Source organism: Pseudarthrobacter sp., from assembly GCF_036675385.1.
In the GTDB taxonomy this organism is placed as follows: Bacteria; Actinomycetota; Actinomycetes; order Actinomycetales; family Micrococcaceae; genus Arthrobacter.
The window spans coordinates 1-14,639 of sequence record NZ_JAKFFD010000100.1 but is presented as its reverse complement, the minus strand read 5'-3'; the positions used below and the strand labels follow the sequence as shown (position 1 = coordinate 14,639).

Sequence of the window (14,639 nt, the reverse complement as noted above, 5' to 3'; positions counted from 1 at the left end):
CTTCCGGACGGTCGACCTTCGGGGCAGGGACCTGACGCTTGCCGGTTTGCGCGCCGCTGTTCCCCGTGCCCGGCAGCACACCGTGGCGGATGCGGAACAAAAGGTGCTGGATATCATCAAAGCCGTCCGCGAGGACGGCTTTGCAGCCCTCAGCGACCTGGCACTCCGTTTCGACGGAGTCCAGCAGGTCCACCCCCGCGTCCCGGCGGCCTCGTTGGCCCGGGCGCTGGCGGAACTGGATCCGGCGGTTCGCAGCGCATTGGAAGAATCCATCAGCCGGGCCCGGCGCTTCGCGGACGGGCAGCGGCCGCGGGATCTCGACGTCGAACTCGGCGACGGTGCGCTGGTGAGCCAGAACTGGGTGCCGGTATCGCGGGTCGGCTTGTACGTCCCCGGCGGTCTCGCCGTCTATCCGTCGTCGGTCATCATGAATGTTGTCCCGGCGCTGGCTGCGGGAGTGCAGTCCATTGCCCTGGCATCGCCGCCGCAGAAGGACTTCGGCGGCCTCCCGCACCCCACCATCCTCGCGGCAGCGGCCCTGCTCGGCATCGACGAGGTCTACGCCATCGGCGGGGCCCAGGCCATCGCTGCGTTCGCTTATGGAGTACCGGCGCATGACTCCGGGCCGGCGCTGGAGCCCGTTGATGTAGTCACGGGTCCGGGAAACATTTTTGTGGCTACGGCGAAGCGCCTGGTCAAAGGTGTGGTGGGAATCGATTCCGAGGCGGGGACCACCGAAATCGCGATCCTGGCTGATTCAACGGCGCAACCTGGCCTGGTGGCGGCGGACCTGATCAGCCAGGCGGAGCACGACCCCCAGGCGGCTTCCGTGCTCATCACGGACTCGGAGGACCTGGCCGCGGCGGTCCGCTCCGAACTGGACCGGCAGGCGGCCGGCACCAAGCACTCCGCGCGTGTATGCGAGGCCCTCTCCGGCCCGCAGTCGGGAGTTGTCCTGGTGGAGAACCTGGAGCAGGGCATCGCCGCCTGCGACGCCTACGCCGCTGAACACCTTGAAATCATGACCGCTGACGCGCCGGCGGTCGCTGCCCGGATCCGGAACGCCGGGGCGATCTTTGTGGGGGACTACAGTCCTGTCAGCCTGGGCGACTACTGCGCCGGCTCCAATCACGTCCTGCCCACCAGCGGGACCGCGGCGTTTTCCTCCGGACTGAACGTCACCACTTTCCTGCGCGCCATCCAGGTCATCAACTACAGCCGGGCCGCGCTGCAGGAAGTCAGCGGCCACATTGTGAGCCTGTCCGGTGCCGAGGACCTGCCGGCGCATGGTGAAGCGGTCACGGCGCGCTTCCGCGAGGCCCGCTGACGCCGCCGGCCTTGCGGGGCCGGCTGCGGGCACCACTACATGTGGTAATTACAGGATTGTTATTCCGCTACATGTAGTCGTAAACTGAGAGACGGAGAGGTCCGCCGGGGCCGGAAACATCGGCGCCGGAAGACATCGAGGGAGAGGACACCATGTACTGTCCATTTTGCCGCAATCCGGACTCCCGCGTTGTGGACAGCCGGATGGCCGACGACGGCTCGGCCATCCGCCGCCGCCGGCAGTGCCCGGAATGCGGCCGCAGGTTCACCACCGTGGAAACCACCAGCCTTTCGGTGATCAAACGCTCCGGAGTGGGCGAACCCTTCAGCCGCAGCAAGGTCATCAACGGCGTGCGCAAAGCATGCCAGGGCCGGCCGGTCAGCGAAGACGACCTGGCGCTCCTTGCCCAGGAGGTGGAGGAGCAGATCCGTGCCTCGGGCGCGGCCGAGATCGACGCCCATGAAGTCGGCCTGATCATCCTTGGTCCGCTGCAGAAGCTAGACCAGGTGGCCTACCTGCGTTTTGCCAGCGTGTACCAGGCCTTCGAATCCCTTGAGGACTTCGAGACGGCCATTGCCCTGCTCCGCCACGAGTCTGTGGAAGAAGGCACGCAACCCGCGGCGGCGCCCGCGAAGAGCTCCGAAAAGAGCCCCCTGTAAGCTCCGGTGGTGGCCGCGGAGGGGAAGCCGCCGCCACCACCGGCACCCGCTGCCTCTCGGCACCGGGCAGCTACATGCTATTTTGTGAGCTTGTGCTTAATGGCAATTTCGACGGCGGCACCGACGATCCCGGCCTCATTCTTGAGTTCGGCCGGCACGATCCGGGTGCGCAGTTTGAGGTGCGGCAGGTATTCGTCCGCGCGCTTGGAGATGCCACCCCCCACGATGAACAGCTCGGGCGAGAACAGGAATTCCACGTGCGAGAAGTAGCGCTGCAGCAGCACGCTGTATTCCTCCCAGCTCAGTCCGTCCCTTTCGCGGGCCACGGCTGAGGCTTTGCTTTCGGCGTCAAAGCCGTCGATTTCCAGGTGCCCCAGTTCTGCGTTGGGGACGAGGCGGCCATCGAAGATGAATGCTGAGCCGATTCCGGTGCCCAGGGTGATCACCAGGACAGTGCCATCCACCCCCTGACCCGCACCAAAACGGGCCTCCGCCAGCCCGGCGGCGTCGGCGTCGTTAATGACCTCCACCGGGCGGCCAAGGCGTGCGGTCAGCAAAGCATCAATGTCGGAATGGAGCCAGGTCTTGTCCACATTGGCCGCCGAATGGACCACGCCATGCTGGATGATGCCGGGGAAGGTGACGCCCACGGGCGAATCCGCGGCCGGAGCCTCCGGGCGGCTTGACAGCTCGGCAACCACCTGCGCCACGACGTCGGCTACAGCGGCAGGGGTGGCCGGCTGGGGCGTAGGCACGCGGAACCGCTCACCCAGCAGCTTGCCTTTTTTCAGGTCGACAATGCCGCCCTTGATTCCCGTACCGCCGATGTCAATGCCGATCAGCGGGGCGTTCTTGTGCGACTTCTCGTCCTTCTTGGCCAATGTTGTTCCGTTCGTGGCAGGGCGGCAGGTCGGCCGGGCGGCTGACCGGAAAAAACTTCAGGGGAGCGTGAGGATTTCGGCGCCGGATTCTGTCACCAGCAGTGTGTGCTCAAACTGGGCGGTCCGCTTGTGGTCGCGCGTGACAACTGTCCAGTCGTCCTCCCACATGTCCCACTCGATGGTGCCGAGGGTCAGCATGGGTTCGATGGTGAACACCATGCCGGCCTCGATGACTGTGTTGTAGGCCGGCGCTGCATCGTAGTGGGGGATGATCAGGCCCGTATGGAACGCTTCGCCCACGCCGTGGCCGGTGAAGTCCCGCACCACGCCATAGCCGAAACGCTTGGCGTAGGACTGGATGGCCCGGCCGATCACGTTGATCTCCCGGCCGGGAGCCACGGCTTTGATGGCCCGGTTGAGGGATTCCCGGGTGCGCTCCACCAGCAGGCGCGACTCCTCGTCGACGTCGCCCACCAGGAAGGTGTGGTTCGTGTCGCCGTGGACTCCGTTGATAAAAGCGGTGATGTCGATGTTGAGGATGTCGCCGTCCTGGACCACGGTGCTGTCCGGGATGCCGTGGCAGATCACTTCATTCAGCGACGAGCACAGGGACTTCGGGAACCCGCGGTAGCCAAGCGTGGACGGGTAGGCCTTGTGGTCCAGCAGGAATTCGTGACCCACCTTGTCCAACTGGTCGGTGGTTACGCCGGGCCTGATGTGCTTGCCCACCTCAACGATGGCCTGTGCGGCGATCCGGCTGGCGATCCGGATTTTCTCAACGGTCTCGGCGGATTTGATCTCGGAGCCGGTGAACTTGGCCGGGCCGGGCTTGCCTACGTATTCCGGGCGCGGGATGGACGCGGGAACGGGGAGCTGCGGGCTGACGGTTCCGCGGGTAAGGGTGCCGGTGGGTGCAGTCGAGGCTAGGGAAGGCATAGATTGATCATATAAGGCACCGCATTAGGCCAAGTAACTGGAAGCCCCAAGCTGTCCGCATCCACGTTTAAGTTACGTGGATCACCGCAGGGCCCCCGCCGGCTGGAACGAGGAGGACCGATGACTGAGTACTGGTACAACGTGAACACCCACGAGGTGGAAGAGGACGCGCTCTCAGACTGGAGCCAGCTGATCGGCCCCTACAAAACGCGGGAAGAGGCCGAACACGCTCTCGAAAAAGTCCGGGCCCGCAACGAGGCCTGGGACAAACAGGACGACCAGGACTGACGTGCGAGGGGCCCCCGGCGAGCTTGCGAGCCTGGGGAGCGCGTCAGCCGCTAGAAGGAGTGCTCCGGTCCGGGGAACTGGCCTGTTCGGACCTCATCGCCGTACGCCTTCGCCGCGTCACTGAGGGTAGTGCGCAGGTCGGCGTACTGTTTGACGAACTTCGCCATCTTGCCGCCGCGGAACCCGGCCATGTCCTGCCACACCAGCACCTGCCCCGTGGTGGCGTTGCCGGCGCCGATCCCCACCGTCGGCACGCCGACCGCCGCGTCAACGGCGGCCGCAGTGTCGGCCGGAACCATTTCCATCAGGACAGCGAACGCCCCCGCCTCCACCAGCGCCACGGCGTCGTCAATCAATCGCTGGGCGTCATCCCCCCGGCCCTGGACCCGGTATCCGCCCAGCACGTGTTCACTCTGGGGGGTGAAGCCGATATGGGCCATCACCGGGACGCCGGCCTGGACCATGGCCCGGACGGTTTCCGCGTAGTATTTTCCGCCCTCGATCTTGACAGCATGGGCCAGCCCCTCCTTGAGGAACCGGACACCTGTTTCCACACCCTGCTGCGCCGAGACTTCATAACTGCCGAACGGCAGGTCTGCCACCACCAGGGCACGCTTGGCGGACCGCGCCACGGCGCGGCAGAGGGGCAGGAGTTCATCCACTGTGACCGGCAGGCTGGTCTCGTTGCCGAATACGTTGTTGGACGCCGAGTCGCCGACCAGGAGGACCTCGATGCCGGCCTGGTCGAAGATCTCCGCGCTGTACTGCTCGTAGGCGGTCAGCATGGCGAAGCGTTTGCCGTCCCGCTTGGCCTGCTGCAGGTGGTGGATACGCACCCTGGGTGCGGGCTTCGCGTTCACTTCCGACGACGGCGGCTGCACCGGTGCAGGTCCGTTTCCGTAGGGTGCGTGTACTTCAGCGGACGCGCTTGACTCAGAGCTATTGGTTGAGGCCATGGCAAGAGCGTAATGCGGCAGCAGCAGTCCTAGCCACCGCAGACGGGCCGGCGGACCGTGATCCGCGTCATATTCCATGTGCCCGCCAAGGGCATTTTTGCCAACTGCGGGCGCGGCCGTCAACGGTTGCTGTGTTAACGCTGTGTTACGTGCGGCGCCGTCGCCCGCATTGGAGCCGATTGCTTAGTAAAGTGAAGGTGAACTGCTGCCGGCTGCCGCTTCCGCGGACCCGGGGCATGAACGATTGACCGGAGAAGAGGCCATCATGGACCGCCAGCAAGAGTTTGTCCTGCGCACAATCGAGGAGCGCGACGTACGGTTCGTACGTTTGTGGTTCACCGACGTCGTAGGTTCACTCAAATCTGTGGCACTTGCCCCGGCCGAGGTTGAAGGTGCGTTCGAGGAAGGGCTCGGTTTCGACGGGTCAGCCATCGAAGGCCTGGCACGCGTGTTCGAATCGGACATGCTGGCGCAGCCGGATCCGTCCACGTTCCAGATCCTGCCGTGGCGTGGCGAGACCGAACAGACCTCGCGTATGTTCTGCGACATCCTGACTCCGGACGGCGAACCGTCGGCCGCGGATCCGCGCAATGTCCTCAAGCGCACGCTGGCCAAGGCTGCGGACATGGGTTTTACGTGCTACACGCACCCGGAGATCGAGTTCTACCTCCTCAAGTCCCAGCAGCCCGGGCCCGACGGTGCTCCGGTACCCGTTGACGAGGGCGGCTACTTCGACCACGTTCCCGGCGGCGTGGCGCAGGATTTCCGCCGCACGGCCGTGACCATGCTGGAATCCGTGGGCATTTCGGTTGAGTTCAGCCACCATGAAGCCGGTCCCGGCCAGAACGAGATCGACCTGCGCTACGCGGATGCCCTGCAGACCGCGGACAACATCATGACGTTCCGCACGGTGATCAAGGAAGTGGCCCTCCAGCAGGGAACCTACGCCACATTTATGCCCAAGCCTTTCACCGACCACCCCGGCTCCGGGATGCACACGCACTTCTCGCTGTTCGAGGGCGACACCAACGCTTTTTATGAGGCGGGCGCCGAATTCCAGCTGTCCAAGACGGCCCGCCAGTTCATCGCAGGCATCCTGAAGCACGCTCCCGAGTTCACGGCTGTGACCAACCAGTTCGTAAACTCCTACAAGAGGCTCTGGGGTGGCGGCGAAGCGCCCAGCTACCTCAGCTGGGGCCACAACAACCGTTCGGCCCTGGTCCGCGTCCCGCTGTACAAGCCCGGCAAGGGCCAGTCGGCCCGCATCGAATACCGCGGCATCGATTCGGCAGCGAACCCCTACCTTGCCTACGCCGTCCTGCTGGGGGCCGGGCTTAAGGGGATCGAAGAGGGCTACGACCTGCCCGCCGCAGCAGAGGACGACGTCTGGTCACTGAGCTCCGCCGAGCGCCGTGCCATGGGTCACGACCCCCTGCCCGCCAGCCTTCACGATGCCATCCGGTCCATGGAGGACTCCGAACTGATGCCCCAGATCCTCGGCGAGCAGGTCTTCGAGCACTTCCTGCGCAACAAGCGTGCCGAATGGCAGGACTACCGGCTCCAGGTGACGCCCTACGAGCTGCAGCGCAACCTCGGCATTCTCTAGGCGGCGGTGAGCCTCGCACGCCGCCTCATCTCAGCCGGCTTCAGTGACCTGGAGAAGGGTGAGCGCTTCCTTGCTGCCCCGGAACTGGACGGCTTGGACCCGGACAGGATTTTCGCCGGCCTGCAAATGGCCGCCAACCCCGACACCGCACTGCAGTCACTGGTGCGGCTGATCGAAAAGCACCCCGGTCTCCGGGAGCTGGCCGCGGCCGATCCGGAGGTCAGCGAGCCGCTCTACCGGGTGCTCGGGGCCTCCGAAGCGCTGGGGGAATTCCTCATCCGGCACCCTGAGCACTTGGACGCCTTCGACGTCACGGCCAGTCCCGAGCCACTTCAGGCAGACCCGGAACACCTCCGCTCTGTCCTCCTGAAATCCGTTCTCGCGGAGCCCGGGTCAGCACGGCCTGTGGCGGGAATGACCGGAGCCGACGCCTATGCCGCGCTGCGGTCAGCCTACCGCCGCGGGGTGGTGGACCTGGCGGTCAAGGACATGTGCGCTGCTGACCCGTTGGACTTTATGCCCGCCGTCGGAGCTGAACTCGCTGACCTTGCAGGGGCCGCGGTCGAAGCCGCACTGGCAGTTTCCCGTGCCGAGGCTGCCGAGCAGTTCAGCGCCGGGGAGGTGGCTGCCGTTGGCCTGGCCGTCATCGGGATGGGAAAATGCGGTGCGCGGGAACTGAACTATATTTCCGACGTCGACGTCATCTACGTGATCGACGCCGGCGACCTGGACGACGCCCGTGCCAGTACTATCGGCACGGCCTTGGCCACCGGTATTTCCCGGGCGATCTCCTCCGTGGCGCGTGAACCCGGCCTCTGGGAAGTGGACGCCAACCTGCGGCCGGAGGGCAAGTCCGGCCCACTGGTCCGAACCTTGGCCTCACACGAAAGCTACTACGCCCGCTGGGCCGAGAGTTGGGAATTCCAGGCGCTCCTGAAGGCGCGGACCATCGCCGGTGACAAGGACCTGGGGGAACGCTACGAAAAAGCCGTGGCCCCATTGATCTGGAGCTCCGCGGGCCGTGAAGGGTTCGTGGAGTCCGTGCAGGCGATGCGCCGAAGGGTTACCGAGCATATCCCGGCGGCGGAGGAACAGCGGCAGATCAAACTCGGCCGCGGTGGCCTACGGGACGTGGAGTTCACCGTGCAGCTGCTCCAGCTGGTGCACGGAAAATCCGACGAAACCATTCGGCGCAGGGATACCACCGCGGCAATAGCGGCACTCTCGGCCGGTGGGTACATCGGCAGGTCCGACGCCGCCGCTTTCGATCACGCGTACCGGTACCTTCGCCTCCTGGAACACCGCATCCAGCTGTTCCAGCTCCGGCGGACACACCTGATGCCGGTCAGCGAAGCGGCACAGCGCTCCCTCGCAAAGGCAGTGCTCAGCCCGTTCTCCAATGACAGGCCGCCGCCGGCTTCGCTGCTGGCCACCTGGCAGAAAACCAAACGCTCCGTCCGCGAACTGCACGAACGTATTTTCTACCGTCCGCTGCTTAACACCGCTGCCAAGCTCAGCAGCGAGGACGCCAGGCTGACGCCGGAGGCCGCCCAGGGCCGCCTCGCCGCGCTGGGCTATCGTGACCCGCAGGGTGCCATGCGGCATATCGAGGCACTCACCGCCGGTGTCAGCCGGCGGGCAGCCCTGCAACGCCAGCTGCTGCCCGTACTGCTGGACTGGCTCGCCGAAGGTGTTGATCCCGACGCCGGGCTGCTCGCGTTCCGGCGTGTCAGTGAGGCCCTTGGCACTACCCACTGGTATCTGGGCATGCTCCGGGATTCCACAGCGGCGGCTGAACGGCTATGCAACGTGCTCTCCAACTCACGCCTGATTGCGGATCTTTTGGAGGTTTCGCCGGAGTCGGTGGCGTGGCTGGGCACCAACAAAGACCTCGTGCCGCTGGGCTTCGACGCCCAGTGGCAGGAGATCGCGTCCAAAATGTCGCGCCACTCGGACCCGGAAAACGCCATCAGGCTGATCAGGCTCATTAGGCGCCGGGAGATCCTCCGGATCGCGATCGCCGATTCTGCCGGGCTTCTCAACCAGGACCAGGTGGGCGCGGCGCTGGCTGACACAGACCGGGCAGCCGTGCTGGGTGCGCTGCGCGTGGCCGAAGGCATCGTCTCTGCTGCGGGACCGCTCAAGACGGCGGTATTGGTGGTGGCGATGGGCCGCCAGGGCGGCCGCGAGATCGGCTACGGCTCCGACGCCGACGTCATGTACGTGCACCGCGCGTTGCCGGGCTATACGGACGAGGAAGCGCAGGATCAGGCGGCCCGGATTGTCGCCAAGGTCTCCAGCCTGCTCACGCAGCCGCTCAAGCCGGCCATCATGGCCGAGCGGGTACTGCAGATGGACGCGGATCTTCGGCCCGAGGGCAAGAACGGGGCCATGGTCCGCTCGCTCGATTCGTTCGCCGAATATTACCGCCGGTGGTCGTTGATCTGGGAAGCGCAGGCGCTGCTGCGGGCCCGGCCGATGGCGGGCGACGATGCCCTGGCCGAGGACTTCCTGGCCCTCATCGACCCCATCAGGTACCCGGAGTCGATTTCGGAGCAGGACGTCCGGGAGGTTCGCAGGGTCAAAGCGCGGGTGGAAGCGGAGCGGTTGCCGCGCGGGGCGGATCCGGCACGCCACGTGAAGCTTGGCCGCGGCGGACTGAGCGACGTCGAGTGGCTGGTGCAGCTCCTTCAGCTCCAGCACGCGGCCAAGCACCCGGAACTGCGGACCACATCCACGGTGGAGGCCCTGGAAGCGGCGGCTGCACTGGACCTGCTCACCGGGCCTGACGCGAAACTGCTGGCCGACGCGTGGCGGCTCGCCAGCCGGATCCGGTCCGCCAACGTCATCTGGAGCGGCAGGGCGTCGGACACACTGCCGTCCGCACGCGGGGACCTTGAGGCGGTGGCCCGCTGGTGCGGCTACGAACCTGGCAACGCGGCCGCCCTGGAAGAGGACTACCTCCGCCTGAGCCGGCGGGCCCGGGCCGTGTTCGAGAGGGCCTTCTACGGCCATTAGCGGCTGTCCGGGTCCTCCTCGAAGGCTGCAGACAGCCGCGCCGGTGCGGTGCTAGGTTGGGGGCCATGGCAACGCAAATTTACGTGAACCTGCCCGTCAAGGACCTGAAGCGGTCCGTCGATTTCTTCACCGCCCTGGACTTCTCGTTCAACCCGGACTACACCGATGAAAACGCGACCTGCATGATCATCAACGACAACGCCTTTGTCATGCTCCTAGTGGAGGGTTTCTTCAAAACCTTCACCTCCAGGGATGTAGCCGACGCCACCAGTTCCACGGAGGCCATCATGGCCTTTTCGGTGGACAGCAAGGAAGCCGTCGACGCAACGGTACGCAAGGCGCTGGCAGCCGGCGGCGCCCCGTCGCAGGAGGTCCAGGACTACGGCTTTATGTATAACCACAGTTTCCAGGACCCGGACGGGCACCTGTGGGAGGTCCTCTGGATGGACCCTGCCGGTCCACCGGCCGACGACGGGGCCCCCGCCGGATCAGACGGACAGCCGACCTGAAAACCCGGGTTGATTCGGTGTGGCTCATCGCCCTGGATGACCTCGACGCTGATGCCCTTGCCATCCAGTTGGGAGAGGTGGCAAACATTGAGCTGGGCCCAGGGCAAAGCAGCTTCGTGGGTGACCCGCTCCGCATGGTCCTGGCGGGACTGGAGGAGGATTCGCGGTTCCCTTTTGTCGTGGAGGCCGCGGGCTACGCCGTTGGCGTGCTGACCCTCCAGGCCGGTGCCGCGCGCCTGGCCGGCTGGCCGGACGAGGACTCTGCGTGGCTGCTACGCGGTTTCCTGATCGACAGGCGCCACCAGGGGCAAGGCCTCGGGCCGCTGGCGGCCACGTCCGCAGTGGACGCAGCCGCGAAACTGACCGCTAGGCGCGGAACCCACGAGGCCGGCGTCGTGCTTTCCGTCAACGAAGCCAATCCGGCCGGGTTGTCCGCGTACAGGACCGCCCGCTTTGTGGACCAGGGGCAGTACCTGGGCGGCAGTTCCGGACCGCAACGGATCATGTACCGGAGCTTCACGGGATAAATCGTCCAGACACGGCGGGCGGGCATTGCCTCCGGCTCCACATTGATCGATCATGTGGATTGGCGGTGTTCTTCAAACCTTGTTGGGGGGAAGGCTTGAAAAGTCTTCGTCTCGGGGAGCACATGTCAGGGGGCTGGCTTCTGGTCTCAGCACGTCTGGAGTCAGCCCCCACCTTAGGGACAAAAAAGTCCGCCCGGCCTGCAGCATTAACGCTGGCAGCCCGGGCGGACTTTTTGTCGGACTGAATGGGTTCAGCCAACGATCTGGCTAGACGCCGTAGTAGAGCTCGAACTCGTACGGGTTCGGGCGCAGGGACAGCGGGCGGATCTCGTACTCGTACTTGTACTCGATCCAGGTGTCGATCAGGTCCTGGGTGAACACGCCACCGGCCTGGAGGAACTCGTTGTCCTCGCGCAGGGCCTCCAGTGCCTCTTCCAGCGAGCCCGGAGCCTTCGGGATGTCCTTGGCTTCCTCGGCGGGCAGCTCGTAGAGGTCCTTGTCGATCGGAGCCGGCGGTTCGATGCGGTTGCGGATGCCGTCAATGCCGGCCATCAGCTGGGCAGCGAAGGCCAGGTACGGGTTGGACGAGGGGTCCGGAGCGCGGAACTCGATGCGCTTGGCCTTGGGGTTGGAACCCGTGATGGGGATACGGATACCGGCGGAGCGGTTGCCCTGCGAGTACACCATGTTGACCGGAGCTTCGAAGCCCTTGACCAGGCGGCGGTAGGAGTTCACCGTCGGGTTGGTGAAGGCGAGGACGGACGAGGAGTGCTTCAGCAGGCCGCCGATGTACCAGCGGGCCATGTCGGACAGGCCAGCGTAACCCTTTTCGTCGTAGAACAGCGGCTCGCCGTTGGTCCACAGCGACTGGTGGCAGTGCATGCCCGAACCGTTGTCGCCAAAGACCGGCTTCGGCATGAAGGTCACGGACTTGCCCCAGGCGTCGGCCGTGTTCTTGACGACGTACTTGAACTTCTGCAGGTCGTCTGCGGCGTGGGTCAGGGTGGTGAACTTGTAGTTGATTTCAGCCTGGCCGGCGGAGCCTACCTCGTGGTGGCTGCGCTCAACCTCGAGGCCGGCCTCATCCAGGGCGATGCACATGGCGTCGCGGAGGTCAGCCTGCTTGTCGGTGGGGGAAACCGGGAAGTAGCCGCCCTTGATGGGGGTCTTGTAGCCGAGGTTTCCGCCGTCTTCTTCGCGGCCGGTGTTCCAGTGTGCTTCTTCGGAGTCGATCTTGTAGAAGCTGCCCTCGGGGGAGGACTGGTACTGGACGTTGTCGAAGACGAAGAATTCGGCTTCCGGAGCGAAGAACGCGGTGTCGGCGATGCCCGTGGAGGCGAGGTAGGCCTCAGCCTTTTCGGCCACGCCGCGGGGGTCGCGGTGGTAAGGGTCTCCGGTGCGGGGGTTCACGATGGAGAAGTTCAGCGCAAGGGTCTTCTCCATGCGGAAGGTGTCCAGGAATGCGGTGGTGACGTCCGGGATCAGCTGCATGTCGGATTCGGCGATGCCTTGGAATCCGCGGATGGAGGAACCATCGAAGAGCTGGCCGTTGACGAAGAAGTCCGCGTCGACGCTCTTTGCCGGCACGTTGAAGTGCTGCTGCACGCCCGGGAGATCGGTGAAGCGGATATCGACGAATTTAATATCTTCGTCCTTGATGAACTTGAGGACTTCGTCCGCAGTCTTGAACATCTATGCTCCTTACGCATATGTAATATCTGGCTGGCAAGCCAACTGATCCAGCGCAATCCGAAGGGCAGGGAAACCAAGTTTCCCTGCTTGGGAGGTATTGCTTGAAACTGCTATCAGCCTATGGACACGTCATTTCCCGTCAGTGTCCACATTGTTTCGGGCAGGTTACAGAATGCCCTGTTCAGGTTACAGAATTGTCCTGAACAGGTAACGCTATCCGGTGTCCGTAGTGTGGTCCAACGGTTTCCACTCTGTGGTCGGCGGTGAGTCGGTAAGCTTGGACGGTGGTAGATCGCAATGACATTGGCTCCTGGCTCAGCGGACCGGACACGTCCGGCATCTCAAGGTACCCGGGGGAGCGACTGGGATTGCCCGAATCCGGTTCCGGCTCCATCGCCAGGGCGGGCAGGCGCATCCTCGCCATCGTCCTTGACTGGGGGATTGCCCTGCTGATCAGCAATTTTGCCTTCGGCGGTGACTCCTGGGCCACGTTGGCGATTTTCGCCGTGGAACAGATGCTGCTTGTGGGCACCCTCGGTTACAGCATCGGCCACCGCGTGGCCGGGATCCAGGTGCAGCGGCTGGGCGGCGGGCCCGCGGGTCCAATGGCTGCCGTGGTGAGGTCGCTGCTGCTGTGCCTGGTGATTCCCGCCGTCATTTTCGATCCGGACCAGCGGGGACTGCACGACAAGGCGATGAATACGATCCTCGTGCGGCGCTAGCAGTAATCAGGAACCCGGCCGGTTCGCCGGCGCCTGACGTCCGCGAACACCTGACGCCCGCGAACACCTGACAGCTCTGAACACAGCCAGTGCGCCGTCAGACCCCCGCTGTTTCCTTTGTCCCGGCAGGAACGGCCGTGCCTGGCGTCAGGTAGCCGCGTTTTCCGGCCCAGCGTTCGAACGCAACAGTGGCGAACGGGAACACCGCCGACAGTCCCGCGAACAGGGCCACAATGAAGGGCCACCGCTGGAGCCGCCACAGGGCGAGGGCGGCGATGCCGTAGCCCACAAACAGCGCACCATGGATGGGGCCGGCGATCTCCACACCCAGTTCGGTGGTCTTGGCGATCCACTTGAAGTACATGCCAGCCAGCAGGGCAGCCCAGCTGAAGGCTTCGGCAACAGCCAGGACGCGGAAGGCCCGGATAACAAGGGTTCTAACGGGGATGGTCATGTTGCGACTTCCAATCAATGTGCCCGCCTGTTCGGCGGCGTCCGGCAGACAAAAACCGCCCTGGTTCCGGTAAGCCGGAAGCAGGGCGGTTCAAGGGTCTTAGCGTCCGCGGTTGGGGCGCGCTTTGTAGGGGTCGATTCCCTTGGGAATCGGGAGGCGGTTGCCCAGCGAGGAAATGCGCTTGGATACCGCATTCACCTCAAGCTTGGTCAGTTCATTCTTCAGCTTGCCCATTTTCTTGGCTACCTGGCTGATGGGAACCTGGCCCTCGCCGCGGCCGCTTTCGATCATGTGGACCGTGACGTTCGGGAGGATGCGCGCAAGGCGCTTACGCTCGGCGTCGAGCATTGGCTTGACGCGGATGGTGGGGCCTTCGCTGACTAGGACGACGCCGGGACGGCCGACGGCGCGGAACACGGCGTCCTGCGTGCGCGGGTTAACGGCGACCGGCTGGTCCTCGGTGATCCAGCCGCGCTTAAGCGTGCCCAGTGCCGCGCCCGAAGCTCCGGGCTGGTTCTCAATCTGGGCGAACGCGGCGCGTTCGGCACGACGCGAGAGGATCAGGGTGGCGCCGAGGAGGCCCAACGGAATACCGATGAGCAGGCCGGTGATCCAGTTTTCCAGCCAAAATCCCACCAGGAAGCTGACAGCCACAACACCCAGGAACACCAGCAGCATCAGCCACGGGACCATGGGATCATGGCGGCGGGTCATGTTGAAGACTTCGCCGATCTGCTTGAGCCGGCTGGGCTTCTTGACCTTCGCTTCTTTTGGCTTGCGCGAGAAGAGGCCACGCTTCGGGGCGTCAGAGGCCGCCGGAGTGCTGTTACTGGAATCAGGGGAGTTCGCCATAGTTCCTCAATTCTACGTGATTTATGCCTGAGGGCCGGACGCCGGATAATGTCCGGTGCCAGCCCCCAGGGATAGCAAACTACGGCTTAGGCGCGGGCTGCGAGCAGTGAGCTGGCTTCCTGGCGGGTGCTGCCGGAGGACTCGATGTGGGCGAGTTCGGCGGGGATTTCCCAGCCCTTCTTGCGCATCGCGGTGGCCCAGAGCCGGCCGGC

General features: G+C 64.9%; 14 protein-coding genes and 1 pseudogene. 8 read left to right on the top strand and 7 right to left on the bottom strand.

Annotation, left to right across the window (positions count from 1 at the left end; translation table 11 throughout):
• Together hisD and nrdR are read left to right on the top strand one after the other, a co-directional pair.
• The coding region (hisD, locus tag V6M49_RS07995; protein WP_332760789.1) for a histidinol dehydrogenase at positions 1-1,327 on the top strand (1,327 nt) is incomplete at its 5' end.
• A gap of 152 nt (positions 1,328-1,479) precedes the next feature.
• A complete protein-coding gene (gene nrdR, locus V6M49_RS07990) occupies positions 1,480-1,986 on the top strand; it encodes a transcriptional regulator NrdR (protein ID WP_104063550.1) in 507 nt (168 codons plus the stop codon).
• Positions 1,987-2,063: 77 nt separating this feature from the next.
• Here nrdR and ppgK read toward each other — a convergent pair whose 3' ends face one another.
• Positions 2,064-2,867 (bottom strand): polyphosphate--glucose phosphotransferase, encoded by an 804-nt coding sequence (gene ppgK / locus V6M49_RS07985; RefSeq protein WP_332760788.1) that lies wholly within the window; start codon positions 2,865-2,867, stop codon positions 2,064-2,066.
• A gap of 57 nt (positions 2,868-2,924) precedes the next feature.
• On the bottom strand, positions 2,925-3,803 hold the full coding sequence (map, locus tag V6M49_RS07980; protein WP_141140107.1) for a type I methionyl aminopeptidase: 879 nt from the start codon (positions 3,801-3,803) through the stop codon (positions 2,925-2,927).
• Between the two features lie 120 nt (positions 3,804-3,923).
• Between map and V6M49_RS07975 the strand changes: the two genes are divergently transcribed.
• Complete coding sequence (locus tag V6M49_RS07975) at positions 3,924-4,091, top strand: SPOR domain-containing protein (RefSeq protein WP_141140108.1); 168 nt, start codon at positions 3,924-3,926, stop codon at positions 4,089-4,091.
• A gap of 50 nt (positions 4,092-4,141) precedes the next feature.
• On the opposite strand, the gene panB is transcribed toward V6M49_RS07975, so the two are convergent.
• Positions 4,142-5,047, bottom strand: coding sequence for a 3-methyl-2-oxobutanoate hydroxymethyltransferase (gene panB / locus V6M49_RS07970; RefSeq protein ID WP_332760787.1), 906 nt, complete (start codon positions 5,045-5,047; stop codon positions 4,142-4,144).
• A gap of 265 nt (positions 5,048-5,312) precedes the next feature.
• Here panB and glnA (V6M49_RS07965) point away from each other — a divergent pair, with 265 nt between their 5' ends.
• From glnA (V6M49_RS07965) to V6M49_RS07950, 4 genes are all read left to right on the top strand, one after another.
• Positions 5,313-6,653, top strand: coding sequence for a type I glutamate--ammonia ligase (glnA, locus tag V6M49_RS07965; RefSeq protein ID WP_056342417.1), 1,341 nt, complete (start codon positions 5,313-5,315; stop codon positions 6,651-6,653).
• A gap of 6 nt (positions 6,654-6,659) precedes the next feature.
• Positions 6,660-9,671, top strand: coding sequence for a bifunctional [glutamine synthetase] adenylyltransferase/[glutamine synthetase]-adenylyl-L-tyrosine phosphorylase (locus V6M49_RS07960; RefSeq protein WP_332760786.1), 3,012 nt, complete (start codon positions 6,660-6,662; stop codon positions 9,669-9,671).
• A 65-nt stretch (positions 9,672-9,736) separates the two neighbouring features.
• Positions 9,737-10,180 (top strand): VOC family protein, encoded by a 444-nt coding sequence (locus V6M49_RS07955; protein WP_141140111.1) that lies wholly within the window; start codon positions 9,737-9,739, stop codon positions 10,178-10,180.
• 17 nt (positions 10,181-10,197) lie between these two features.
• The gene (locus tag V6M49_RS07950; protein WP_332760785.1) at positions 10,198-10,707 is read left to right on the top strand and encodes a GNAT family N-acetyltransferase; all 510 of its coding nucleotides are present in this window, start codon (positions 10,198-10,200) and stop codon (positions 10,705-10,707) included.
• 267 nt (positions 10,708-10,974) lie between these two features.
• On the opposite strand, the gene glnA (V6M49_RS07945) is transcribed toward V6M49_RS07950, so the two are convergent.
• Positions 10,975-12,399, bottom strand: a complete 1,425-nt coding sequence (gene glnA, locus V6M49_RS07945) for a type I glutamate--ammonia ligase (protein ID WP_056342177.1) — start codon at positions 12,397-12,399, stop codon at positions 10,975-10,977.
• A 284-nt stretch (positions 12,400-12,683) separates the two neighbouring features.
• On the opposite strand from glnA (V6M49_RS07945), the gene V6M49_RS07940 reads away from it, so the two are divergent.
• Positions 12,684-13,121, top strand: a complete 438-nt coding sequence (locus tag V6M49_RS07940) for an RDD family protein (RefSeq protein ID WP_141140112.1) — start codon at positions 12,684-12,686, stop codon at positions 13,119-13,121.
• 97 nt (positions 13,122-13,218) lie between these two features.
• On the opposite strand, the gene V6M49_RS07935 is transcribed toward V6M49_RS07940, so the two are convergent.
• The 3 genes and pseudogenes from V6M49_RS07935 to V6M49_RS07925 all read right to left on the bottom strand — a co-directional run.
• Positions 13,219-13,575: a DUF3817 domain-containing protein gene (locus V6M49_RS07935; RefSeq protein ID WP_141140113.1), complete on the bottom strand. Its 357-nt coding sequence runs from the start codon at positions 13,573-13,575 to the stop codon at positions 13,219-13,221.
• Positions 13,576-13,674: 99 nt separating this feature from the next.
• Positions 13,675-14,427, bottom strand: coding sequence for a DUF4191 domain-containing protein (locus V6M49_RS07930; RefSeq protein WP_141140114.1), 753 nt, complete (start codon positions 14,425-14,427; stop codon positions 13,675-13,677).
• An 86-nt stretch (positions 14,428-14,513) separates the two neighbouring features.
• Positions 14,514-14,639, bottom strand: a pseudogene (locus V6M49_RS07925) (lipoyl synthase); the annotation flags it as partial.

What these genes read in the sequence shown, in the direction of transcription:
- V6M49_RS07930 (WP_141140114.1), bottom strand. Translation starts at nt 14,427, where the DNA reads ATGGCGAACTCCCCTGATTCCAGTAACAGCACTCCGGCGGCCTCTGAC.
- glnA (WP_056342417.1), top strand. Translation starts at nt 5,313, where the DNA reads ATGGACCGCCAGCAAGAGTTTGTCCTGCGCACAATCGAGGAGCGCGAC.
- panB (WP_332760787.1), bottom strand. Translation starts at nt 5,047, where the DNA reads ATGGCCTCAACCAATAGCTCTGAGTCAAGCGCGTCCGCTGAAGTACAC.
- V6M49_RS07975 (WP_141140108.1), top strand. Translation starts at nt 3,924, where the DNA reads ATGACTGAGTACTGGTACAACGTGAACACCCACGAGGTGGAAGAGGAC.
- glnA (WP_056342177.1), bottom strand. Translation starts at nt 12,399, where the DNA reads ATGTTCAAGACTGCGGACGAAGTCCTCAAGTTCATCAAGGACGAAGAT.
- V6M49_RS07955 (WP_141140111.1), top strand. Translation starts at nt 9,737, where the DNA reads ATGGCAACGCAAATTTACGTGAACCTGCCCGTCAAGGACCTGAAGCGG.
- map (WP_141140107.1), bottom strand. Translation starts at nt 3,803, where the DNA reads ATGCCTTCCCTAGCCTCGACTGCACCCACCGGCACCCTTACCCGCGGA.
- V6M49_RS07935 (WP_141140113.1), bottom strand. Translation starts at nt 13,575, where the DNA reads ATGACCATCCCCGTTAGAACCCTTGTTATCCGGGCCTTCCGCGTCCTG.
- nrdR (WP_104063550.1), top strand. Translation starts at nt 1,480, where the DNA reads ATGTACTGTCCATTTTGCCGCAATCCGGACTCCCGCGTTGTGGACAGC.